Source organism: Roseateles agri, from assembly GCF_034043675.1.
Taxonomy (GTDB): Bacteria; Pseudomonadota; Gammaproteobacteria; order Burkholderiales; family Burkholderiaceae_C; genus KK5.
Map to the genome: position 1 here is coordinate 431,828 of NZ_JAXCLA010000008.1, position 21,400 is coordinate 453,227.

24 protein-coding genes are annotated in these 21,400 nt (G+C 65.8%); 17 read left to right on the top strand and 7 right to left on the bottom strand.

Going from position 1 to position 21,400, the window contains the following annotated elements; translation table 11 throughout:
• Window positions 1-71 precede the first annotated feature (71 nt).
• Together SNE35_RS24720 and SNE35_RS24725 are read right to left on the bottom strand one after the other, a co-directional pair.
• Entirely contained in the window at window positions 72-1,658 is a 1,587-nt protein-coding gene (locus SNE35_RS24720; RefSeq protein ID WP_320425687.1) for a rhodanese-related sulfurtransferase, read from the bottom strand.
• A 15-nt stretch (window positions 1,659-1,673) separates the two neighbouring features.
• On the bottom strand, window positions 1,674-2,258 hold the full coding sequence (locus SNE35_RS24725; RefSeq protein WP_320425688.1) for a cysteine dioxygenase family protein: 585 nt from the start codon (window positions 2,256-2,258) through the stop codon (window positions 1,674-1,676).
• Between the two features lie 29 nt (window positions 2,259-2,287).
• On the opposite strand from SNE35_RS24725, the gene SNE35_RS24730 reads away from it, so the two are divergent.
• Complete coding sequence (locus SNE35_RS24730; protein WP_320425689.1) at window positions 2,288-3,181, top strand: LysR family transcriptional regulator; 894 nt, start codon at window positions 2,288-2,290, stop codon at window positions 3,179-3,181.
• Window positions 3,182-3,209: 28 nt separating this feature from the next.
• On the opposite strand, the gene SNE35_RS24735 is transcribed toward SNE35_RS24730, so the two are convergent.
• On the bottom strand, window positions 3,210-4,436 hold the full coding sequence (locus SNE35_RS24735) for an acyl-CoA dehydrogenase family protein (protein WP_320425690.1): 1,227 nt from the start codon (window positions 4,434-4,436) through the stop codon (window positions 3,210-3,212).
• 145 nt (window positions 4,437-4,581) lie between these two features.
• On the opposite strand from SNE35_RS24735, the gene SNE35_RS24740 reads away from it, so the two are divergent.
• The 7 genes from SNE35_RS24740 to SNE35_RS24770 are packed head-to-tail and all read left to right on the top strand — an operon-like array spanning window position 4,582 to window position 11,414.
• Window positions 4,582-5,676: an LLM class flavin-dependent oxidoreductase gene (locus SNE35_RS24740; RefSeq protein WP_320425691.1), complete on the top strand. Its 1,095-nt coding sequence runs from the start codon at window positions 4,582-4,584 to the stop codon at window positions 5,674-5,676.
• 15 nt (window positions 5,677-5,691) lie between these two features.
• Entirely contained in the window at window positions 5,692-6,699 is a 1,008-nt protein-coding gene (locus tag SNE35_RS24745) for an ABC transporter substrate-binding protein (protein ID WP_320425692.1), read from the top strand.
• 9 nt (window positions 6,700-6,708) lie between these two features.
• Entirely contained in the window at window positions 6,709-7,719 is a 1,011-nt protein-coding gene (locus tag SNE35_RS24750) for an ABC transporter permease (RefSeq protein ID WP_320425693.1), read from the top strand.
• Window positions 7,713-8,510 carry an ABC transporter ATP-binding protein gene (locus tag SNE35_RS24755; protein WP_320425694.1) on the top strand — a complete coding sequence of 266 codons (798 nt, stop codon included), beginning with the start codon at window positions 7,713-7,715 and terminating at the stop codon, window positions 8,508-8,510. The genes SNE35_RS24750 and SNE35_RS24755 overlap by 7 nt, the downstream gene beginning before the upstream one ends.
• Complete coding sequence (locus SNE35_RS24760) at window positions 8,507-9,613, top strand: c-type cytochrome (RefSeq protein ID WP_320425695.1); 1,107 nt, start codon at window positions 8,507-8,509, stop codon at window positions 9,611-9,613. Before SNE35_RS24755 ends, SNE35_RS24760 begins: the two co-directional genes overlap by 4 nt.
• 32 nt (window positions 9,614-9,645) lie before the next feature.
• Window positions 9,646-10,470, top strand: a complete 825-nt coding sequence (locus tag SNE35_RS24765) for a class II aldolase/adducin family protein (RefSeq protein ID WP_320425696.1) — start codon at window positions 9,646-9,648, stop codon at window positions 10,468-10,470.
• Complete coding sequence (locus tag SNE35_RS24770) at window positions 10,467-11,414, top strand: ABC transporter substrate-binding protein (protein WP_320425697.1); 948 nt, start codon at window positions 10,467-10,469, stop codon at window positions 11,412-11,414. Before SNE35_RS24765 ends, SNE35_RS24770 begins: the two co-directional genes overlap by 4 nt.
• 233 nt (window positions 11,415-11,647) lie before the next feature.
• Here SNE35_RS24770 and SNE35_RS24775 read toward each other — a convergent pair whose 3' ends face one another.
• Window positions 11,648-12,076, bottom strand: coding sequence for a DUF3237 domain-containing protein (locus SNE35_RS24775; protein ID WP_320425698.1), 429 nt, complete (start codon window positions 12,074-12,076; stop codon window positions 11,648-11,650).
• Window positions 12,073-13,311, bottom strand: coding sequence for a flavin-dependent oxidoreductase (locus tag SNE35_RS24780; RefSeq protein WP_320425699.1), 1,239 nt, complete (start codon window positions 13,309-13,311; stop codon window positions 12,073-12,075). Before SNE35_RS24780 ends, SNE35_RS24775 begins: the two co-directional genes overlap by 4 nt.
• Window positions 13,312-13,434: 123 nt before the next feature.
• On the opposite strand from SNE35_RS24780, the gene SNE35_RS24785 reads away from it, so the two are divergent.
• Entirely contained in the window at window positions 13,435-13,893 is a 459-nt protein-coding gene (locus SNE35_RS24785) for a MarR family winged helix-turn-helix transcriptional regulator (RefSeq protein ID WP_320425700.1), read from the top strand.
• 53 nt (window positions 13,894-13,946) lie between these two features.
• On the top strand, window positions 13,947-15,086 hold the full coding sequence (locus tag SNE35_RS24790) for an ABC transporter substrate-binding protein (RefSeq protein WP_320425701.1): 1,140 nt from the start codon (window positions 13,947-13,949) through the stop codon (window positions 15,084-15,086).
• A 249-nt stretch (window positions 15,087-15,335) separates the two neighbouring features.
• On the opposite strand, the gene SNE35_RS24795 is transcribed toward SNE35_RS24790, so the two are convergent.
• A complete protein-coding gene (locus SNE35_RS24795; protein WP_431312787.1) occupies window positions 15,336-16,316 on the bottom strand; it encodes an integron integrase in 981 nt (326 codons plus the stop codon).
• Window positions 16,317-16,645: 329 nt separating this feature from the next.
• Here SNE35_RS24795 and SNE35_RS24800 point away from each other — a divergent pair, with 329 nt between their 5' ends.
• The 7 genes from SNE35_RS24800 to SNE35_RS24830 all read left to right on the top strand — a co-directional run bounded on the left by SNE35_RS24800 (window position 16,646) and on the right by SNE35_RS24830 (window position 20,424).
• A complete protein-coding gene (locus SNE35_RS24800) occupies window positions 16,646-17,047 on the top strand; it encodes a hypothetical protein (RefSeq protein WP_320425702.1) in 402 nt (133 codons plus the stop codon).
• A 68-nt stretch (window positions 17,048-17,115) separates the two neighbouring features.
• A complete protein-coding gene (locus SNE35_RS24805; RefSeq protein WP_320425703.1) occupies window positions 17,116-17,688 on the top strand; it encodes a hypothetical protein in 573 nt (190 codons plus the stop codon).
• 95 nt (window positions 17,689-17,783) lie between these two features.
• Window positions 17,784-18,077 (top strand): hypothetical protein, encoded by a 294-nt coding sequence (locus tag SNE35_RS24810; RefSeq protein WP_320425704.1) that lies wholly within the window; start codon window positions 17,784-17,786, stop codon window positions 18,075-18,077.
• Between the two features lie 236 nt (window positions 18,078-18,313).
• Window positions 18,314-18,604 carry a hypothetical protein gene (locus SNE35_RS24815; RefSeq protein WP_320425705.1) on the top strand — a complete coding sequence of 97 codons (291 nt, stop codon included), beginning with the start codon at window positions 18,314-18,316 and terminating at the stop codon, window positions 18,602-18,604.
• Between the two features lie 51 nt (window positions 18,605-18,655).
• Window positions 18,656-18,967: a hypothetical protein gene (locus tag SNE35_RS24820; RefSeq protein WP_320425706.1), complete on the top strand. Its 312-nt coding sequence runs from the start codon at window positions 18,656-18,658 to the stop codon at window positions 18,965-18,967.
• Between the two features lie 148 nt (window positions 18,968-19,115).
• Window positions 19,116-19,472, top strand: a complete 357-nt coding sequence (locus SNE35_RS24825) for a hypothetical protein (RefSeq protein WP_320425707.1) — start codon at window positions 19,116-19,118, stop codon at window positions 19,470-19,472.
• Window positions 19,473-20,031: 559 nt separating this feature from the next.
• Complete coding sequence (locus SNE35_RS24830) at window positions 20,032-20,424, top strand: hypothetical protein (protein ID WP_320425708.1); 393 nt, start codon at window positions 20,032-20,034, stop codon at window positions 20,422-20,424.
• Between the two features lie 59 nt (window positions 20,425-20,483).
• Here SNE35_RS24830 and SNE35_RS24835 read toward each other — a convergent pair whose 3' ends face one another.
• Window positions 20,484-20,780, bottom strand: a complete 297-nt coding sequence (locus SNE35_RS24835) for a hypothetical protein (protein ID WP_320425709.1) — start codon at window positions 20,778-20,780, stop codon at window positions 20,484-20,486.
• Between the last annotated feature and the right edge of the window lie 620 nt (window positions 20,781-21,400).

The following is a 21,400-nucleotide window of genomic DNA, read 5'->3' on the forward strand; positions in this document are numbered from 1 at the left end:
TCCCGTACTGAGTAATACCTTGTCGCAGCAATGGCGGCCCAGGTCGGCGAGATCCCTCTCAGCTGACGCGCTCAAACGACGAAGAAATGGTGCGTACCGTCGCGCCCGAGTTGCTCCACGAGGCCGAATTCCCAGTCGAGGTAGGCCTGCATCGCAGAAGCGGCGTTGTCGGTCCCTTCGTAGGGCCGGCGATAGCGGTCGATTCGGGGCGACAGCAGGCGTGTCTCGCCGGCTTCCACCGGCAGACCGGCAGCCACCCAGGCCGCAGTGCCGCCTTCCAGCACGAGGACCTCGCTGGCGGTGAGGGCCTGAATGTCCTCGGCGGCAAAGCGCGCCAGCAGGCTGGAACCGCAGGTCAGCACCAGCCGCCGCGGGTTGCCGAGTTGGGGCAGCAGCTCGGGCAGCTGCGAACGCAGGGCGTAGGCAGCGCCGGGCACATGGCGCTTCACATAGTTCGCGCTGAGCGTGACGTCCACCACGATCGCGTCGCCCGTGGCCAGCCAGTCGGCCAAGGTGGCCGGCGTGACGCTGCGCACGGCCGGCGGCGCCGGCTGCGGCGCCTTGTCGGGACCGGTTTCGAGCGCATCGCCCTGCGGCGGTGGTGCGTCCAGCACGGCCACGTCCCAGCCCATCTGGGCGAGCCAGGAAGCCGCCATCGAGGCCCGCACGCCATCGTCGTCGCTAAGCACGATGCGAGCACCGCGCACCGGCGCATGCACATCGGTCTCCTGCACCAGTTGCCCGCCCGGCGCGCTGCGGAAGCCAGCACGATGGCCGGCGGCATATTCCTCGGGCGTGCGTACATCGAAGCGATAGGTGGTGCGCCGGGGTTCGGCCAGCCATTGCGCCAGCGTGGTCGCGCCGATCACCGACACGCCCGCACGACGCGCCACGTCGGCGGCCGCGCCGCGTGCAGCTTCCAGATGCTCGGGCCGGATCGCCGGGTCGAAGCGCCGCGACGCGCCATGCTCCAGTGACTGGCCCGCCAGCGTCCAGCCGATCGTGCCGTTGCGCAGCGCCGCCACCGGGTTGGGCAGGCTCGCGTTGACCAGCGATTGCGTGCCGATGATGCTGCGCGTGCGGCCGGCGCAGTTCACGATCACGCGGGTGGCCGGATCGGGCGCCAGTTCGCGCGCCCGCAGCACCAGTTCGCCGCCGGGCACGCTGGTCGAGCCCGGGATGTTCATCGTCTGGTACTCGTCGAAGCGGCGGGCGTCGAGTACGACGACGTCGGCCTTGGCCGCCAGCAGCGCCTGCACGTCCTGCGCAGACAGCGAGGGCGTGTGGCGTTTCGATTCGACCAGCTCGCCAAAGGACTTGCTCGGCACGTTGACGTCGCGGAACAGTTCGCCGCCGGCCTCGCGCCAGCCGGCGAGGCCGCCGTCGAGGCTGTTGACGTCCGTGTAGCCCAGTGCCCGCAAGCGGGCCGCCGCACGTTCGGTCAGGCCCTCGCCGTCGTCATAGACGACGATGCGCGTGTCGCGGCGCGGGATGCGCCCCCAGGCCTCCAGTTCGAGCTTGGACAGCGGCAGGTTGGCCGCCCACAAGGGGTGGGACTGCGCGAACGGGTCTTCCTCGCGCACGTCGAGCAGCGCGATCTCCTCGCGCGCGATCAGGGCCGCACGGACTTCTTCGGTGGAAACAACAGAGGTCGTCATTGTGGGATCTCTTATTCAGGAATCGAGCGGCGAGTAGCCGGAGACAAAAGGCCGGCTGCTGCCGTCGGCCTCGTCGTAGATCGAGCGCTGCACGGTGCCGATGTCGCCACCGTAGATGTGGATGCTGATCGACACGCGGTCTTCGTAGGCATTGCGCACACGGTGAATGTCGCCGATCGCCGGAGACACGGCCTCGACCTGGCCCGGCTCCAGCCGCACGGGCGGGCCATCCGGCACCATCTGCCCCGGCCCGATGAAGCGGTAGCCCTGCGAATACTCGGCGCCGCGCAGCATGCCGATCAGTCCCCAGACCGTGTGGTCGTGGATCGGCGTGGCCTGGCCTGGCCCCCAGACGAAGCTGACGACCGAGAAGCGGCCCGCGGCGTCGCGATGCAGTGGGAGCTGCCGGTAGCGGGCGAGATCGGGCCTGGCGAAGGCCAGAGGCAACCAGTCGTCGCGCTGGACGAGGCCGGCGAGCAGCAGCGCGCCGCGCCGGCGGATCTCGGCCTCCGAAGGCCCCTCGTCCAGCAAGTGTTCGAAGGCTCGCACGAAGCGGTCCAGCGCGCCGCCGATCGCCTGCTCGCTATGATCAATGCGCATCGTATCCAACGACATCATTCCGCTCCTGCATGAAAATTGAAGACATCGCCGCCTTCGTGTCCGTCGTCCGCGCGCGCTCGCTGAGCCAGGCGGCCAAGGACATGGGCCTGACCCAGCCGGCGATCACGCGCCGGATCCAGAACCTGGAGGAGTCGCTGGGCATCGAGCTGCTGGACCGCGCCACCAAGCCGCCCAAGCCCAATGCCGCCGGCCAGAAAGTCTACGAGCAGTGCCGCGCCGTGCTCGATCAAATCGAGCGGCTGCGCGAGCTGGCTGCCGCCGACGCCCACCCCAGCGGCAGCCTGAGGCTGGGCTTGACGCAAGGGATCGGCGACCTGGTACTGCAGGGCACGCTCGACGGGCTGACCACGCACTACCCCGACCTCCAGCCGAGCATCGTCACCGGCTGGGGCCAGCAACTGCTGGAACAGATCCACACCGGCGAGCTGGACGCGGCGGCCACGTGGCTGCCAGTGAACGCCGTGCTGCCGAAGAACGCGACGGGCCAGGCGCTGGGACGCACCGACCTGGTCGTCGTCGCGCCGGCGAAGGAGGTCACGCGGCGCGCTTACCGCCTGGTCGACTGGCACACGCGCGGCTGGGTGCTCAATCCGGACGGCTGCGGCTTTCGGGCCGGCCTGCGCCGCGCGCTGACCGCGCTGGGTCTGCCGCTGACCGTGCGCCTGGACACCAACAGCCGCGAACTGCAGCTGGAACTGGTGGCCGACGGGCACGGCCTGGGCCTGGTGCCCTTGCCGCTGCTGGAGCGCAGTGCGCGGCGACAGGACCTGGGCGTCGTGCCGCTCACCGACTTCAAGCCGCAGATCGAGCTGTGGCTGCTGCACCGACCGGCGCTGGGCCGCCTGCAGGAGCCAGTGGACCAGTTCGGCACTTTCGTCGCCCAGGTACTGCAGGGCGCCTGAATCCACGCGCGCCGCCCGAATCACACGCTCAGGACGCACGGGCGCGCTCGAAGGCCAAGCGCCCCGCACCGAGCAGGATGCTGTCGTTCTGCGGCGTATGGATGCGGCTGCACAGCACGTCGCGGTGATGCCGCTCCAGCGGGTTGCGGCGCGACAAGCCATGATTGCCGCTGAGCTCCAAGGCCAGGTCCACTACGCGGATCGCGTTGCCGGTCGCGCCGTACTTTGCCAGGCCGCTTTCGACGGCCGGGGGCGGCTGTCCCGCATCAGTGGCCCGCTCCAGGCCGCCGAGCAATGCCTCATTGGCCCAGAGCAGCGCATCGATCTCGCCGACCACCTGCTGCACGCGCGGCAGCGTGGCCAGCGGCGCCCCCAGGCTGCCCGGCGTGCGCCCGGCAAGAAAGCCCAGCAGCCAGTCCCGCGCCGCGCGGGCGACGCCGTCGTACAGCGCGCCGAGCAGCACGATCATCCAGGCGTACTGGTCGGCATCGGGACCCGCAGCCCAGTCGGCCGCCGGTCGGATGTCCACCGCATGGTCCAGCGGCAGCCGCACCGCATCGAAGATCACCTCGTGGCTGTTGCTGGCGCGCAGGCCCAGATGATCCCAGCTCTCGACGACGCGGATGCCAGGATGGTCCGAACCTGGGTCGCGCGGCACCAGAAACATGCCGACGCGCGGCTCCGGCTCGTCGGTGCGAGCCCACACGGCCAGCCAGCGCAAGGCCGGGATGCCGGTGGTGTAGAGCTTGTGGCCGGACAGCAGCCAGCCGTCCCCGTCGCGGCGCGCCACCGTCTCCGGCAGCCCGCCGCGCGCCGGTGAGCCCAACGCCGGTTCCACCCGCAGCGAGTTGGCCAGCGCCCCCTCCTCGACGGCCGAGCGGTAGAGGGCATCACGCAATCGCGGGCTCCAGCGCGAGTCCGTCCGCGAGACCGAGCGGTGCATCAGGTAGGTCATCGTCAGCACCAGCGCCGTCGAGGGCTCGCCACGCGCCACGGCGGCCACGACGCGACGCGCATCGGCCAGCGTGGCGCCGCCGCCGCCCTGCGCGGCCGGCACCACCGCAGCAACAAGACCCAGCCGCTGCAGCTCGGCGAAGTTGCCGAACGGAAAACTGCCGTCGCGGTCATGCAGTTCGGCCCCGTCGGCGAAGCGACGCGTGAGCTCGGACAGCGCCGTCTCGAACGCTTCGGCGCGGGCGAGCAGATGGGGAACGGGCAGGCGGCGAACCTCGCCGGCAAACGAAGCAGATCCCATGGGAATTCCTTTCAGGGACCGCAGCCTAACGCTGGACTTCAACGGCGTTAATCATGCAAATCAAACATGCAAATGCGGTTTCATTATTTGTCCCATGCATGCACGGACCGTACCGTACCGGCTCCATTCACACGGAGTTCAGGGCATGAGCAGCATCGAGTTCATCGGCATGATCCAGACGCAGAAGGTGTCGGAGACACACGCCCCGCAGGGGCCGGCCGTCGATCGTGACTACGTCCGGGCCTTCGCCCAGGCCCATGAGGCCGCCGGCTTCGACCGTGTGCTGGTGCCACATCACTCCACCGGCCCCAGCGCCACGCTGACGATCGCCTACGCCGCGGCCCACACCGAGCGTATCCACTACATGCTCGCGCACCGGCCCGGCTTCACTGCACCGACGCTTGCCGCGCGCCAGATCGCCACGCTCGACCAGTTCAGCGGCGGCCGCCTGGGCGTCCACTTCATCTCGGGCGGCTCGGACGCCGAGCAGCGCCGCGACGGCGATTACCTGGATCACGACCAGCGCTACGAGCGCACCGACGAGTACCTGGGCATCCTGCGCCGCCTCTGGACCAGCGATCAGCCCTTCGACCACGAGGGCAGCCACTACCGCTTCGAGGCCGGCTTCAGCGAGGTCAAACCGGTACAGCAGCCCCATGTGCCGATCTATTTCGGCGGTGCGTCCGAGGCGGCGATCCCGGTGGCCGGCCGGCATGCCGACGTGTATGCGCTGTGGGGCGAATCGCTCGACCAGGTCCGGGAGTTGACGACACGCGTGCGCGCCGAGGCCGCAAAGAATGGCCGGCAGGTGCGTTTCTCGGTGTCCTTCCGCCCCATCCTGGCCGACAGCGAAGGCGCCGCCTGGGACCGCGCCCACCGCGTGCTGGAAGAGACGAAGCGCCTGCGGGTGCAGGCCGGCTATGCCCGTGGCGGCCCGCAGCAGAGCGAAGGCGCGCGCCGCCTGCTGGCCGCGGCCGAGAAGGGCACGCGCGTGGACAAGCGGCTCTGGACCGCCATCGCCCAGGAGACCGGCGCCCGCTCCAACAGCACCGCCCTGGTCGGCACGCCCGAGCAGGTGGCCGATGCATTGCTCGACTACTACGACCTTGGCGTCACCACCTTCCTGATCCGCGGCTTCGACCCGCTGGAAGACGCCATCGACTACGGCCGCGAACTGATCCCGCGCACCCGCGCGCTCGTCGCGCAGCGGCTCGCCGAACAGCAACCCAAGGCCGCCTGAGCGCGGAGGACCCTCATGACCCAGCCTCTCGACGGCCTCACCCGCCGCAAGATCCTGCACGCCGCCGCAAGCGCGGCGCTCGTGGCGCCCGTAGCCATCGCCACCACCGGCGCGCTGGCCCAGCCCCGCAAGCTGACCTTCGCCTGGAACGCGAACGCCTTCTGTCTGTCCCCGGTCGTCGTGGCCCAGGAACTTGGCTACTTCGAGCGGAACGGCCTGCAGGTCGACCTGATCAACTACACCGGCTCGACCGACCAACTGCTCGAGGCGCTGGCCACCGGCAAGGCCGATGCGGCGGTGGGGATGATCCACCGCTGGCTGAAGCCGCTGGAGTCGGGCTTCGACGTCAAGCTGATCTCCAGCTCGCATGGCGGCTGCGTGCGCCTGGTCGGTGTGAAGAAGGCCGGCGTCACCGACCTGCAGAGCCTGAAGGGCAAGACCATCGGCGTGGCCGACCTGGGCGGACCGGGCAAGAACTTCTTCGCGATCCTGCTGACCAAGGCCGGCGTCGATGCCGACAAGGACGTGCAGTGGCGCCAGTACCCGGCCGACCTGCTGGGCATCGCCGCCGAGAAGGGCGAGATCCAGGCCATCGCCGACGGCGACCCGACGCTCTACCTGATCGAGAAGCGCACACCCGGCTTCTACAGCGAGATCGCAACCAACCTCAGCGGCGAGTACAAGGATAAGGTCTGCTGCATCATCGGCGCCCGCGGCGAGCTGGTGCGCAACGAGCGGCCGGTGGCCGCCGGCATCGCGCGCGCCATCGTGCAAGCCTCGGACTACGTGGCCGATCACCCCAACGAGTCGGCCAAGATCTTCTCGAAGTACTCGCCCAAGGTGCCGGCCGAGGACCTGCGCGCACTGCTCGGCACGCTGACGCACCACCACCACCCGACCGGCAACGACCTGCTCGCCGAGATCGAGTTCTACGCGCGCGACTTCCGTGCCGCCGGGGTGCTCAAGCGCAGCACCGATCCGGCGAAGCTGGCGCAGCATGTCTATGCCAACGTACTGGCCTGAGGGACTGCGATGAGTGCCGTCCTCGATTCGCTCCCTGACCCGCTCCCGCTGGCGCAGCTTCCCGCACGGAGCCAGCGGCCCTGGTGGACCGGCGGCATCGCCGCGCTGGCCTGGGCCGCCACGGGCCTGCTGACCCTGCGCGTGCCCAACCAGGCCGCCGGCTTCAGCGACTGGGTCTACACCGATGAGTTCGGCATCGCCGCGCTCGCCGTGGCCGCGCTACTGTTCCTCCTGGCGCTGGCGGGCACCCGGACACCAGCGCGGCTGCGCACGGTCGGGCCCTGGCTGATCGCGCTGGGCGTGGGCCTGGGCGCCTGGGAGCTGGTGACCGCCAAGCTGGCCTGGCTGCCGACGCCTTTCTTCGCGCCGCCCACGGCCCTGGCCGAGGTAGTGGTCGACGATTGGCGGCGCCTGGGCGACAGCACCTGGAACTCGCTGAAGCTGCTCGCCACCGGCGTGGCCTGGGGTGCGGCCACCGGCTTCGTGGTGGGCGTGTCGATCGGCTGGTCGCGCGCTGTGGGCTACTGGGTGCATCCGCTGATCCGCTTCATCGGGCCGGTGCCGGCCTCAGCGCTATTGCCGCTGGCCTTCTTCGTGTTCCCGTCCAGCCATGCCGCGGCGGTGTTCCTGATAGCGCTGGCGACCGGCTTCCCGGTCGCGGTGCTGACCTGGTCGGGCGTGGCCGGCGTCAACCGCAACTACTACGACGTGGCCCGCACGCTGGGCGCATCGAACACCTTCCTGGTGTTGCGCGTGGCGATTCCCGCCGCGCTGCCGCAGGTCTTCGTCGGTCTGTTCATGGGCCTGGGCGCGGCCTTCTCCATCCTGATCACGGCCGAGATGATGGGCGTGAAATCGGGCCTGGGCTGGTACCTCAGCTGGGCGCAGGGCTGGGCGGCCTACGCGAACATGTACACCGCCCTGATCGTGATGGCGCTGATGTGCTCCGGCCTGATCACGCTGCTCTTCGTGCTGCGCGAGCGCGTGCTGTCGTGGCAGAAGGGAACCTTGAAATGGTGAATGCCGTCCTCGAAGCACCGCGGGTCGAGCCCGCCGCCGGTGCGCACATCGGCATCCAAAAGGTCAGCCATCATTTCGACCTGCCGGACGGACCGCTGCCGGTGCTCGATGCGATCGACTTGGACCTGAAGCCAGGCGAATTCGTGGCGCTGCTGGGCCCCAGCGGTTGCGGCAAGTCGACGCTGCTGCGGCTGGTTGCCGGGCTGGAGCCCGCCGGCCGCGGCACGCTGACGCAGGACGGCAAGCCCATCACGCGCCCCGACCCCTCGCGCATCGTCGTGTTCCAGGATCCGACGCTGTACCCCTGGCGCAGCGTGCGCGACAACGTGGCACTGGGCCTGCAGGCGCGCGGCGTGCTGGCCGCGCAGCGCGGCCGCGTGGACGAAGCGCTGGCCCGCGTGGGCCTGAGCGCCTACGCCAAGCTGCTGCCGCATCAGCTCTCCGGCGGGATGGCACAGCGCGTGGCCCTGGCGCGGGCGCTGGTCAACGACCCGGCCCTGCTGGTGATGGACGAGCCGCTGGGCAAGCTCGACTCGCTGACCCGGCTCACGATGCAGAGCGAGCTGGTCGCGCTATGGCAGCGCGCGCGCTTCTCGGCACTGCTGGTGACGCATGACGTCGAGGAAGCGCTGTTCATGGCGCAGCGCGTGATCGTGCTGAGCGAACGGCCGGCGCGAATCGTCGGTGAGCTGGTGAACCCCCTGCCCTACCCGCGCCAGCGCGGCAGCGCGCAGTTGGCCGAGCTGCGCCACGAGGCATTGCGCCTGCTGGGGCTGGACGCCACCTGGTGAGCCTGCTGAGCCTGATCCAGGCGGCGCAGTCCGGCCTGCTGAAGGCCATGCACGCACTGGGCCTCAGTGGCGAGGTGGCGGGCCAGCCAGCGTGGCCCTTCGACTCGCGCATCGACACCGGGACGCTGGCGATCGACCCCGGGCTGGAACGCCAACTCGCCTGGGCGCTGGGCCTCAGCGCGCTGGCATTGCTGCTGTTGCTGGCCGGTGGATGGCTGCGGCGGCGCTCGCGCTGGGCTTGGGCGGGCGCCTGGGCCGCTGCGGCCGCGTGCGTCTGGCTGGCCCCCTGGCCGCCGCTGGCGCTGCTGCTGACCGATGCCGTGCCGACCAGCTTCCATCGCTCGAAGACGCACTTCGACGCCGCCTCGATCGACCGCGGACTGCAGCTCTTCGAGGCCCACTGCGCGGCCTGCCACGGCAGCGACGGGCGCGGCGAAGGGCCGCTGGCGGCGCAGCAGCGGGTGTGGCCGCCGACCTTGTCGGCCGGGCTGCCGTGGAAGCGCGCCGAGGGCGAGTTGCTGTGGCATGTGCTGCACGGCATGAAGGACCGCAGCGGAGCGCCGACCATGCCCGGCTTTGCCGACCGGCTGCAGACGGCGGACGTGTGGGCGCTGCTCGACGGCATGAAGGCGCTTGCCGCCGGCGACAACCTGCAACGCGAGAAGGCCTGGGCCTGGCCCGTGCAGGCGCCCACGCTGGCGGCTGACTGCGCCCGGGCGTGGCGCGGCCAGCGCGTGCGCATCGTCGCGGCGGACGACGGCGTGCCTGCGCCTCGCGAAGATCCGCTCTTCGTGACGGTGATGCTGCACCGACAGCCCCTGGCCCCAGGCCCAGACTGCGCCGCCGGCTGGCGCGCCTATGCCCGCATCGCCGGCGTGCCCGATGTATCGCTGGCCGGCACGCAGTTCCTCGTCGACCGCGATGGCTGGTTGCGGGCCGTCAACCGACCGGGCGAGCCCGCCTGGTCGGAAGACAGCCTGGTCTGCAGGTCTCCCAACGAGTCACCAACGCCCTCCGGCGCCGCCGGGCTGGACGCCCTGATCGCCCGCATCGACGCCGATCCCGTCCGCCTCGGCGACAGCGGCCTGCCGCACACGCGCTGACGCAGCTATCAACCCGTCCCCAAGGAGCCCCCATGAGTGCCGTCCATCCCCTCCCCTTCACGACCCGTTCGGGCCTGACCCTGAACCCCCATCCACAGCGCAAGGACTGGTTCGACGAGCCGGCACAGGCACGAAGCCTCGAGGCCGAGCGCCGCCATCGGCAGGAGCGCCTCGCCGGCGCCTTCCGCCTGTTCGCGCGCTACGGCTTCGACCAGGGGCTCGCCGGCCACATCACCGCGCGCGACCCGGAGCTGAGCGACCACTTCTGGGTCAACCCCTTCGGCCTGCACTTCTCGCGCATCAAGGTGTCGGACCTGCTGCTGGTCAACTCGCGCGGCGAGATCGCCATCGGCGAGGGGCCGCTGAACCGGGCCGCCTTCGCCATCCATGCAGCCATCCATGAGGCGCGCCCCGAGGCCGTGTCGGCGGCGCACACGCACTCGCTGTACGGCAAGGCCTGGTCGTCGCTCGGCCGCAAGCTGGCGCCGCTGACCCAGGACTCCTGCGCCTTCTACGAGGATCACGGCCTGTTCGAGGACTTCGGCGGCGTCGTCTACGAGACCAGCGAGGGCGCGCAGATCGCCAGCGCCTTGGGCCCGCACAAGGGCGTGATCCTGAAGAACCACGGCATCCTCACCGCCGGGCCGAGCGTCGAGGCCGCCGCCTGGTGGTACATCGCGCTGGACAACGCCTGCCACACGCAGTTGCTGGCCGAGGCGGCCGGCACGCCGCAGCCGATCCCGCACGAACAGGCCGCGCTCACGCACTCGCAGATCAGCAGCCCCAGTGGCGCGGCGCATGCCTTCGATTCCCTGTGGCAAGGCCTGGTCGCCGCCGAACCGGAGTTGCTGCAATGAAAGCGCCGCTTCACATCGACCGCCGCCGGCTCCTGGTAGGCGCGGCCGCCGTGCTCGGTGGATCAGGACTGGCGCGGGCGGGCTTGCCCGTTCTGAAGGCCGGCGACCAGAAGGGCGGCCTGCGCGCGCTGCTCGAAGCCGCGAACGAGTTGCAGGGCCTGGACTATGAGATCCAGTGGACGGAGTTCCCGGCCGCGGCGCCGCTGGCCGAGGCGCTGAATGCCGAGGCCGTCGACCTCGGGCCGATCGGGGACGCACCGCTGATCTTCGCGCAGGCCGCCGGCGCGCGCATCACGGCCTTCGCCGTCAATCGCTCCGACCCCTATGGCACGGCCGTGCTGGTCCGCCCCGACTCGCCGTTGAAGACGGCAGCCGACCTGAAAGGCCGGACGATCGCAACGAACCGGGGCTCGATCGGGCATCACGTCGCGCTGAAGGCGCTGGCGTCCGCCGGGCTGAAGCCCGATGCCGGCACTTTTCGCTTCCTGCCGCCAGCCGAGGCCAAGCTGGCGCTGACGCAGGGAGCCGTGGACGCCTGGGCAACCTGGGAGCCCTACACCGCGATGGCCGAGACGGCCGGCCATGCGCGCGTGCTGGTCAACGGCCGGGGTTTGTCCTCGGGGCTGAGCTTCCTGGCCGCAACTGACGCGGCGCTGGCGAAGAAGCACGTGCAGTTGCTTGACTTCGGCCGGCGGGTCGTGCGGGCGCAGCGCTGGTCGCTGCAGCACGTGCCGGAGTTCTCAGCCACCCTGGCCCGGATCATCGGCATCCCACCGGAAGCGGCACGCCTGCAGTTCGAGCGCCGCCAGCAGCGCTGGATCGCCATCGACGCGCAGGTGGTGGCCGATCAACAGCGAACGGCTGACTTCTTTCTGGAGGCTGGCCTGCTCAAGCAGGCGCTGGTCGTGAAGAACACGTTCGACACGAGCTTCGCGGTGGTTTGAGACGAGCAGCGGATGCAGTGGCACCAAATCCCTAGCGCCCCAAACCAGCAGCGGATCGCCTCTAGTCGGCCGTGACCCGCCGCGGGTGAATGGCCGGCCTCTGACAGCTAAGAGTGCCAGGCGAAGCCCTGTCCCCGACATGCAGTGCACAGGTTAGCTCGAGGTCGGCTCTTCACTTGCTTGACCTGGGCGTCAAACGGCTGGGCACCGGCGCCTCATCGTCGGAGTCAGCTTCACAGGACTTCGAAAACCTCGAGGTGCACAACGCTGCCGTCGCGATAGCCGCTCGTCAGGAAGATGGCGCTGTTCAGCCAGGCCAGAGATCCCGCGGGCGCTTCGAAGCGCATTCGCCCGCGGAAATAGGGGCGGTCGTCCTCGGTGGCGGTACGCCGCAGTCCGGTGTTCTCGAGCAGCAGATGACCGGCATCACCCAGGTCCACTGCGTAGCGCGCCATCAACTCGATAGTGCCGTCGTCGCGCACGGACTGAACGTCGGTGCCGCCAGGCAGGATGCTGCCGCTGAACTGACCCTGCACCCTGCCACCCACGATCGAAACCATGCGGCGCTCAATACCGTTGAGTGTTCCGAGCAGGGTCGGTGGAGCCACCTCAATTTGCAGTCGGACGACAGGGCGCAAGACGGGAGCTGCGATCTGGTTCATGTCTTGGTCCTGAGGCTGTCCTTGTCGAATCCCGCCAAGCGCTTGTAACGCAGCGAAATACCTTCCAGCGTTTCGCGCGGAATCACGTCATCGATGTTCTTGAAGCCGCTTGGCGCGCGCGATTCGGCCATCTGCATGACCTGTTCCGGTCCGTTCATGCGGTTGCGCAGAACGATGCCCGTGGTTCTGGGCAGCCGTTCGGCTTCGTACTCGCGCAGCGCATAAGACGTGTCAGGGTCGGACGCCAGGCAGTCGCTCAGGTAACGGGCATCGAGGATGGCCTGTGCGCTGCCGTTGGAGCCGATCGGGTACATCGGGTGCGCGGCGTCGCCCAGCAGCGTGACGCGACCGAATGTCCAGCGTGGCAAAGGGTCGCGATCGACCAGCGGGAACTCGTAGATTTCCTTGGCGCCGTCGATGATGGCGGGGATGTCGATCCAATCCCATTTCCAGGCCTGGAATGGCGTCGCGAAGACGGACTTGTCGACCTTGCGGTTCCAGTCGGAATTCGGAAGTTCGCCACTCGGCACGCGCAATTCGGCGATCCAGTTGATCAGCGAGCGGCCTTTGCGGTGCAGCGGCTGCGAGATCGGGTAGCAGACAAACTTCTGATCCTGATGCCCAGCCATGAACATGCTGCGGCCGTCCATATAGGGCTCGGCTTCGGTCACGGCGCGCCACAGCATGCGCCCGGAAAAACGCGGCTCGTCACCATGGGGATACAGGAATTTGCGCACCGAAGAATGGATGCCGTCCGCACCGACCAGCACATCGCACTCGGTCTGTACCGTGATGCCGTCTTCACGGCGCGTGAACTGGGCGAGAACCCGGTCCGCAGACTGATCGAATGACGCGAACGCGTACCCGACGTGCACATTCTCGAGGCCGATTCGCTGCTGGACCGCCGCCAGCAGAGTCATCTGCAGTTCGCCGCGGTGGATGGAGAACTGCGGGAATTCATAACCGGCTGCACGCCCGCGGGCCTCTCGCCAGATCTCCTGGCCGAACTTGTTGAAATAGGCCAGCGTGGATGTCTCGATGGCCTGCGCGGCCAAACCGTCTTCCAGGCCGAGCATGCAAAGTTGCTGGCTTGCGTGCGGCAGCAGGTTGATGCCGACGCCCAAGGGCCTGATCTCACCGACGGCCTCGAAGACTTCCACCTCGATGCCGCGCTCGTGCAGCATCAGGGCCAAGCTGAGACCGCCGATACCGGCGCCTGCAATCGTGACTTTCACGCCGTTCTCCAGTTCCTGTTGTTCATGCGGCGCCGCGGCATGACATGCGCGCCGAATTGTTATAGCCTATAACAGTTGCATCCGTGAACACAAGTGCCCGACAGCCGGGGATGAGGAGACGTCTTGGAGCCGCGCGTTCGTTTCAACGCCCGCATCGAAGGTGTGGAGTACGACCTGCTCGACGAACTGATCGGCTATGCAGTGCGCCGCGCACAGTTGTCGATCTACGAGGATTTCGCCGCGACGATGGAGGCCGACGAGATCACGCCGCAACGCTTCTCCTCGCTTGTGATCGTTGAGAACAATCCCGGAATTTCCCAGTCGCGCCTGGCCGAAGTGATGGGCATTGCGCGGTCCGGTGTGGTGGCGATCATCGATGGCTTCGAGAAGGCAGGCCTGATGGAGCGTCGCGCCAGCGGCGACCGCCGCTCGTACAGCCTGCTGCTGACCCAGGCAGGCACGCGCCTGCTCAAGCGCTACAAGCGGGCCGTGAAGGAACACGACGAAAGAATCTCGGCCGGACTGACGCTTACCGAAAAAGCGCAACTTCGAAGACTGCTGAGCAAGCTCGGCACGGCTTGAGTCGCAAGGAAGAGGCGCGGCATGCAGCGAATGGATTTCACCCAGGAGACAAGATGAAAAGATCGATCCGTCCCTTGTTTGCGATGCTCTTGAGCACAGTGGCCTTCGGTACGGCCCGCGCCGAAATCACCATCGGCGTGAGCCTGCCGCTGACCGGACCGGCGTCAGGTCTCGGTATTCCGACCAGGAACGGGATCTCCATGTGGCCCGACATCATCGCTGGCGAAAAGCTGAAGCTCATCATTCTGGACGACGCCTCCGACCCGACGCAGTCGGCCAAGAACGGGCATCGCTTCATCACCGAGGACAAGGTTGATGCGATCGTGGGCTCCACCGCCACCCCCGCGTCACTGGCGCTTTCAGCTGTGGCACAGGAGGGCAGGACGGTGCAGATCTCGACCTCGCCCGTCGAACTTCCCGAAGGCAAGGATGTATGGACCTTCCGTGTCGCGCAGTCCACGGCGCTGATGGCCTCGGCACTGGTCGAGCACATGAAGAAGCATGGCATCAAGACCTATGCCTACCTCGGCTACTCAGACGCTTATGGCGAGGCTTGGCTGAAATCCTTCGATGCGCTGGCCGAGAAGGCCGGTCTGACCTCGGTGGCCACGGAGCGCTTCGCCCGATCCGATACGAGCGTGACGGCCCAGTCCTTGAAAGTCACCATGGCTCATCCGGACGCGATCCTGATCGGCGCGTCAGGCAGCGGTTCGGCGATGCCACACAAGGCCATTGTTGAACGCGGCTACAAGGGAAAAATCTACCAGACCCACGGTGCTGCCTCGCGCGACCTGATCCGCCTGGGCGGTAAGGACGTGGACGGGTCGATCGTGGTGGCGGGCCTGGCTGTGATGCCGGAAGCACTGCCGGTGTCGCATCCCTCCAAGAAACTGGCCACCGAGTTCGTAGAGCGCTACGAGCAGCAGTTCGGCGCGGGCACGCGCAATCAGTTTTCGGCGCATGGCTATGACGCTTATCTACTGTTGCAGGCGGCGGCGCCAGTCGCTCTCAAGAAGGCCAGACCGGGCACGGCGGAATTCCGCGCAGCCCTCAAAGACGCCTTGGAGAACTCCAAGGGCATAACAATCACTCAGGGTGTGATCCGCTATTCGGCCAAGGATCACTGGGGACTGGAAGACAACGCCCGCGTCCTGCTGACGATAGAGAACGGTGAGTGGAAGGCAGCGAACTAGAGGCCGCGGATCGCTTGCTCGAACCACGGCCTTTGATCGCTCGTCGAGGGTCGCCACAACATCGGCCTTCGCAACAGCGATCGAGGGGCTCGACCTCCAGTAGTTCGAGTGTCGGATAGCGCTGGCGTCGTGAACCGCGCTCGCGCTCATGGGACAGGGTGTCCAGGATAGAGCCAGCGAACTGTTAGGGTCGGCCATCTCCAGACATTCGCCACCGGCTGCTGTCGGTCAGCTCGTTCTGGCTCTGATTCAGGGCTTGGACCGCGCGGCCAGCGAATCCATCGGACTGCGTACCCCACCGCCGCCCACCTTCAGCACATGGGTGTAGATCATGGTCGTCGCGACGTCAGCGTGCCCGAGCAAGTCCTGCACGGTGCGGATGTCGTAGCCGGCCTGCAGCAGGTGCGTCGCGAAGGCATGTCGAAGCGTGTGTGGCGTTGCCGGCTTGGTCAGTCCGGCCGCACTCACTGCACGTTTGAAGGCGCGCTGGAAGGTTTGGTCGTACAAGTGGTGTCGCCGAACCACGCCGCTGCGCGGGTCCGTGGAATGCTCCGCCTGCGGGAACACCCAGAACCAAGCCCAGGCCGCGCCCGCGCGCGGATACTTTCGCTCAAGGGCATCCGGCATGAACACGCCGCCCCGCCCCTCCGCTTGATCGAACGTCCACAGCGACCGAGCCGCATTGAGCTGTTCGTGCAACCCTGGCACCAAGCTCTCCGGCAGCATGACCACGCGGTCCTTCGCACCTTTGCCCTCGCGGACGATGACCGCGCCGTGCGCGAAGTCCAGATCCTTGACCCGAAGCTGCAGCGCCTCGCTGATCCGCAGACCCGTGCCATAGAGAAGCTGCGCCAGCAGGCGGCGAGTACCCTCCATGTGATCCAGGATCGCCATCACCTCGGATTGACTGAGCACCACGGGCAGACGACGCTTGACTTGAGGTCGGCCGATCTCCGCCATCCACGGCAAGCCGACGCCCAGGACTTTGCCGTACAGGAAGAGCAACGCAGACAAGGCCTGGCGATGCGTCGAGGCGGCGACGCCGCGTTCATTCGACAGCCAGGTGAGGTAGGTTTCGACCTCGGCCCCACCCATCTCGGCGGGATGGCGAACGCCGTGGAAGCGGATGTAGGCCCGGCACCAATGCACATAGGCATCCTCGGTGCGGCGGCTGTAGTGCAGATAGCGGATCCGCTCCCGAAGCTGGTCAAGGAGCTTGGCCGACTGCAAGGGTGGCAATGGCGGCTGCTGGGGACGTAGAAGGCCGCGAGCAGCGAGAGGACGATCCCCTGCCAGGGTGATTGACGGAGTCGACATGCTTGCCTCCAATCGTCGGCGTGCACCCACCCGCCAGGTCAACCACGAGGCCGTGATCCCGGTCAGGCTGTCAAACTGAAGGTGCCGCTTTTGGCGGATCTGATACTACTGTATAAATATACATGATGCAGCGCAAACTCAAGCCTGACGCGGCCTGCGGCCAAGGGGGTGGTGCCGTGATAAGCGGACGCCGCGCCGTGATAAACGGACACGCCTGTCTCCCTACAACACGTTAGGCACTCATGGAACTGCACTCGATATTTCTCATTGGTGGCGCGGACGATGAAACCGCAACACTTCGCGCGGAAGAGCGCGACGATGCCTGCAATCTGGAGCTGTCCTACCGTGGGAAGGTCATTGCCGCGAGCGCTGACGACTTCTTTGAGGCGCTTTGCATGGTTCGCCTGGGCCTGGAGAGCGATGGCTTGCTGCTTTTCTGCTATGGCTCTAGCTTGAATGTCTATCCATCTGGAATGGCAAGAAGCATGGCGAGCGGCAAGGTGGCCTACAAGATGCAAGAGGGAAGACACGCTTCAAAATCAGATCTTGTGAGCATCTATGCTGAAGGCCCCGATGTCATTCCTGCCACCGTCTCCCAGCAGCGGGAATACTTCAATGCTTGGGCTTCCAGCGAGCGTGCCTAACCAGTCGCTCGAGCCGACTCGCGTCGGCAGGCCGCCGCTCGCGGCTCAGCTTCAACGTTAGACCTCACATGCATTGGGTTCAAGCACTCGTGGCTCCTCGCGAAACTCTCATCGAACTGCCCGCCAAGCTGTCGAATGCAGTCGTTCGAGATCTACCTCAGGGCCTTGCTCTCGTTCCAATCACCGATGCGCTTGCGGAAGAACTCCTCCAATCCGGTATCGCGTCAGCCGATCCGAACCCGATGCCAGCCGGGGAAATGGCCGCAGGAGTATCGGCCTTGGCTCAAGAACTCTCGAGGACATCGAAGGTCGTCTACGTTGCAACATTTATCCATGGCGGGACTGGTGCTCAAGACGCCATCGTATGGAAGGACGGACGGATCGTCCTCACGCTTGGAGAGACGGAGGAGAACATGTCCAAGTGGCCTGACTCCTCCATCAGTCGGGCCCTCCGCTTTGCCGGAGTTGTCGCGCGAAAAGGGGAAGACGAGTTCGATGCTTTGGGCCTTGGCACGCATCGAAGCAACGAAGCTTGGGCAAGCGGGACCGGGCGCGTGGAGCCCTTTCCACTGAGCGAGTCTCGTGAGTTGCCGTCGGCGGAGCCTGTCATAGCCAGATCGTGGTGGCAGTTTTGGAGGTGAGGTCTAACATGGCAGTCAACTCGGACGCCTTGCGGCGTCCGGTCGCTACGCTCCCTCCTGCCGCAAGTCGCCGGTTACCTTCACGTTAGACCTCCATGCAGTCATCAACGACACTCCTCAAGATCAGCGGCTTCTCTTCTCTAGAGAAGCTAAGAGATGACTTTGCGTCGTATATGGTTGATGTAGGCTACATAGCGGAAGAAGGTGACGGGTATGTTCTCGTTGCGCCCGACGATCCACGGGGCGTGCAACTTCAATTGCCGAAGGACTATGAATGGTTTGCGGGTGTTGTTGCCGTGAGCCTGAGGCAGGCTGGCGAGCAGAACATCATCGTGGCTCCATACTCGCCTAACCCTTCCTTCAAGCGGACGCCTGACGGCGTCGCTTAAGTCAAACGTTGGGCATCACGTGCGGCGTCGGAGCGAGCATGACTGATTGGATCGAGGTCGCGCGAGTCGCGCATCAACTGGCACTCGATCACGGGCAGCGTGCTCACGAGTACGCTGCGAAGTTGGCGGCCGAAGCGCGCCAAAATGGAAAGGCCGACGACGAAGAATTTTGGCGGGCAGTCTTTGGGTCTCTTGTCCCGCGCACCGCTGGGACGAATCTGTAGTTGGGAAGCACCATGACCGAGATCATGCTTGGCTCCGAATACGACGACGCGCTGTTTGCTCGCCTTGCTGTGGAGATCGAAGCTCTGGGTGGTTCGATCACAGACAAGGAATGGACCTTGGGCGGAAGCCAAGAAATGACCGTCTTTCAGATCAAGTTTCCGGATGGGGAAATCGAGGCTGTCGCCGAAACCTACGTCGGGCTTTCACTGCGCGGCTCGGCTTTTTTGGTGGAGCAGTTGGCCCGCCGGGTGATGCCCAACCTTTCGCTCCAGCGGACGGCTTCGCCGCCCGCTGAGCTTTGACGTTAGGCGCCAGTGCCAGCATCGCTTCAGCTCGCATTGATAGCTGCCACGGTGGGCGTGCCCATTGGTCTCCTCCTCGCGCCAACAGAGTGGGAGAAGAAGGCTCGCCGGTTGCAAGCGCCGTGGCTGCCATTTGGTCACGGCTCGGCGTTCGCCCTAGCCTTGGGCATCTTCGTAAAGGTCGCGCTTTCCGTCGGCCTCCTGCTTCTGCTGCCCTACGCCGTGCTGAACTGGCTCGGCTTCATTCCGTTGCGGGGCCAGCCACTGCAGTTCTTCTTCCTGATCTACTTGCTTTGCCTTGGCACAGGGAAGCTCATACGCTATTGCTACTGGCGGTGGTCCTTCCGTGGCCAACTCGTCTAGCAAGAGTCTTCTCAGGTCTCGATCATCTCTACCCTCGGCACTTGACTCCAGCCCTCATGCCGCTGACGCCTAACCCCTTCATCGAGCGGACGTCCTCCGGCAGGCTTCGCCTGCCTCCGGCCGCCGCTCATGTCGAACGTTATCCCTCATGAAATTGCGCGACTACGGAATTACAGCAAGCCCTGGGCGCAGATCCGCGGGCTTCGTAGAGATCATTTGCGAACTCGCGGATTCACAGCTTGAGCCGCTTCTGCTCGCGTTACCGTTGGAGGCCGAAATTTTTTCGCCTGATCCAGAAGATGCCAATTGCCGGCGGGAAGTTCGACGGACAGTCAAAGGACTGGAGTTCAAGCGCGGCTGCCATGGTGCGTACGGCACGTGGCGCGTGGGAAGTCTGGAGCAATGTGTTACCTGGTTATCGGCGGGGACATCTCTCATTGGAAAATTGACCAAGCTGGGCTACGGCTCTGGTCTTGTGATACCTGAGGATGAATATGAGGGATAACATTTCTTTCCATCGGACCGCCTGCGGCGTCCGCTGAAATCCAACGTTAGGCATCTCGAATGAATGTCGACCACGAAGTAGTCAGCGTTGATGGTCTCCATCGGGTGCTGGTTTTTCGCAGAGAAGACGGGACCTACGGATATACAGAGTTCAAGAACACGGGAAGCCTAGATACCCCATCGTGGGAGGAAGCTGGTCGCGGGAACTCAAGGTTCGGCTCTGGCACAACCGCAATGCAGGAAGCAAAGGGTCGCGTCGCTTGGCTGAGGCGAGAAGTCGATTGGCCAGCTAAAGATCTCGAGCCCCGCTCTGCCGCGCAATACATTCCAGGCTGGGTTGAGTGCCCGCTGTGCGACCTCCGCTTCTCACTTGCGGATTCGAATCGCTGGGGTAGCGGCAGGCACCTAACATGTGGCCAAAGAATTCTTGTAGAGACCTGAGTACTCAAAGTGGTACGCCACCAGATGCCTAACCCTTCCATCGAGAGGACTTGTCCCGGCAAGCCGGGCCAAGCCTCTCATGTCAAACGTTGGGCATCTGCAAGGCAAGCGTGAGCGGAATGATGGAGACAACTGTGGAGATTGGTCTATTCGCGGCCTGGCTGAAAGTCCGTCTGAATTCTGCGGATACCGCTGATAGGCCAGAGGATGAGGCGCTTGTGCCGGTCTTCGCCTGCGCGGCCGACTACCAGGCTGCGCTCAGATTTGCCGTAGCCGAGGTACGGGCGATTGGGGACCAGTTTCTGGATGTACACGGCGATGTCCAACAACTCGATCCGGCCGGCTGGAGTTCTTATGTCGCAGATGTGTGGCCCGAGTTCCAACATGAGCTTCCGACGCGGGAAGAAGTCCTTCAGGGTCTCGTTGCTGGCCGCGTCTACTTCGGCCCATTCATCGCATACACAGCAGAGGCCCAACCGGGCACTGCAGCGGACGGCTCTGCCGCCCGCTGAGTTTCAACGTTAGACGGCGTATGACTACAGCCATCATTTCGGGAAGAGCGTTCGAGTGGTCACTCGTGACCGGCACGAATGAGTTCAAGCCTTTGGAGCGTCTCGGTGATTCCGCGGGCATAGATGTGCTCCGCGTTTCTCTGCCTGGAACCGGCTTTGATGTCGCTATCCGCGTGTTTACAGGTCAATACTCCGATGGAACTCATCGGTATTTGGGACCATTGCTTGTAATAGGTAACGAGTTCCCTGCCAAGCAGCACGCCGTTCCAGTTGGCAACATGCTTGCGTTGCGTCCGAAGCTTGTGAGCCTCGCGCCCGATGAGCCAAATGCCGCTACGGTCGAACGCATCGTCCAATGGTGCTGCAGTCCTCGTTTCAGAGCTATGCGAGTAAATTCCAGTGGCGGTCGGTGGGTAGGCTATGGTCGCGAAACCACCGTCTAACCCTTTGCTGCAGCGGACGGCTTCGCCGCCCGCTGAGCTGGCACGTTATGCGTCCGTATCCCCACGCTAGGCTCATTCGCTGGGACGCTTTGATCGTCGTTGCGGCTTGGGCGGTGGTCCCCGTTGCAGGCGTCGCTGTTTTGCTGCTCGTCCTGGTCAAGTCAGCGGCCGTGTACTGGGCCATGCTCACGCTCCTTTTCGGCCTTGGCCTCGCGGCGCTGCATGCTCTCCTTGCATTCATTCACAAGTGCCCCGTGTGCGCGAAGCGTCCGATGGTCGAAGGCTTCACCCCTGTGCATCCCGATTCAGTAGCCCAGTCCAAGCTAAATGGATGGGCCGGCGTGGCTTGGAATGTGCATCGCAACCGGCGCTTCGTTTGCATCCACTGCGGAACTCCATTCACATGCGACCAGTGACACATAACCCTTTGGTCAAGCGGACCTGCGCCAGCTACGCTGGCTTGTTCGCTTACCGCGAACGTTAGGCTTCACACGACGCAGCATGTCGGACGTCATCCACGCTCACAAGCACTC

Coding starts and splice junctions, on each gene's coding strand:
- SNE35_RS24825 (WP_320425707.1), top strand. CDS start 19,116: ATGAAATTGCGCGACTACGGAATTACAGCAAGCCCTGGGCGCAGATCC.
- SNE35_RS24730 (WP_320425689.1), top strand. CDS start 2,288: ATGAAAATTGAAGACATCGCCGCCTTCGTGTCCGTCGTCCGCGCGCGC.
- SNE35_RS24725 (WP_320425688.1), bottom strand. CDS start 2,258: ATGCGCATTGATCATAGCGAGCAGGCGATCGGCGGCGCGCTGGACCGC.
- SNE35_RS24720 (WP_320425687.1), bottom strand. CDS start 1,658: ATGACGACCTCTGTTGTTTCCACCGAAGAAGTCCGTGCGGCCCTGATC.
- SNE35_RS24770 (WP_320425697.1), top strand. CDS start 10,467: ATGAAAGCGCCGCTTCACATCGACCGCCGCCGGCTCCTGGTAGGCGCG.
- SNE35_RS24775 (WP_320425698.1), bottom strand. CDS start 12,076: ATGAACCAGATCGCAGCTCCCGTCTTGCGCCCTGTCGTCCGACTGCAA.
- SNE35_RS24830 (WP_320425708.1), top strand. CDS start 20,032: ATGATGGAGACAACTGTGGAGATTGGTCTATTCGCGGCCTGGCTGAAA.
- SNE35_RS24810 (WP_320425704.1), top strand. CDS start 17,784: ATGCAGTCATCAACGACACTCCTCAAGATCAGCGGCTTCTCTTCTCTA.
- SNE35_RS24750 (WP_320425693.1), top strand. CDS start 6,709: ATGAGTGCCGTCCTCGATTCGCTCCCTGACCCGCTCCCGCTGGCGCAG.
- SNE35_RS24790 (WP_320425701.1), top strand. CDS start 13,947: ATGAAAAGATCGATCCGTCCCTTGTTTGCGATGCTCTTGAGCACAGTG.
- SNE35_RS24815 (WP_320425705.1), top strand. CDS start 18,314: ATGACCGAGATCATGCTTGGCTCCGAATACGACGACGCGCTGTTTGCT.
- SNE35_RS24765 (WP_320425696.1), top strand. CDS start 9,646: ATGAGTGCCGTCCATCCCCTCCCCTTCACGACCCGTTCGGGCCTGACC.
- SNE35_RS24735 (WP_320425690.1), bottom strand. CDS start 4,436: ATGGGATCTGCTTCGTTTGCCGGCGAGGTTCGCCGCCTGCCCGTTCCC.
- SNE35_RS24755 (WP_320425694.1), top strand. CDS start 7,713: ATGGTGAATGCCGTCCTCGAAGCACCGCGGGTCGAGCCCGCCGCCGGT.
- SNE35_RS24800 (WP_320425702.1), top strand. CDS start 16,646: ATGGAACTGCACTCGATATTTCTCATTGGTGGCGCGGACGATGAAACC.
- SNE35_RS24745 (WP_320425692.1), top strand. CDS start 5,692: ATGACCCAGCCTCTCGACGGCCTCACCCGCCGCAAGATCCTGCACGCC.
- SNE35_RS24740 (WP_320425691.1), top strand. CDS start 4,582: ATGAGCAGCATCGAGTTCATCGGCATGATCCAGACGCAGAAGGTGTCG.
- SNE35_RS24805 (WP_320425703.1), top strand. CDS start 17,116: ATGCATTGGGTTCAAGCACTCGTGGCTCCTCGCGAAACTCTCATCGAA.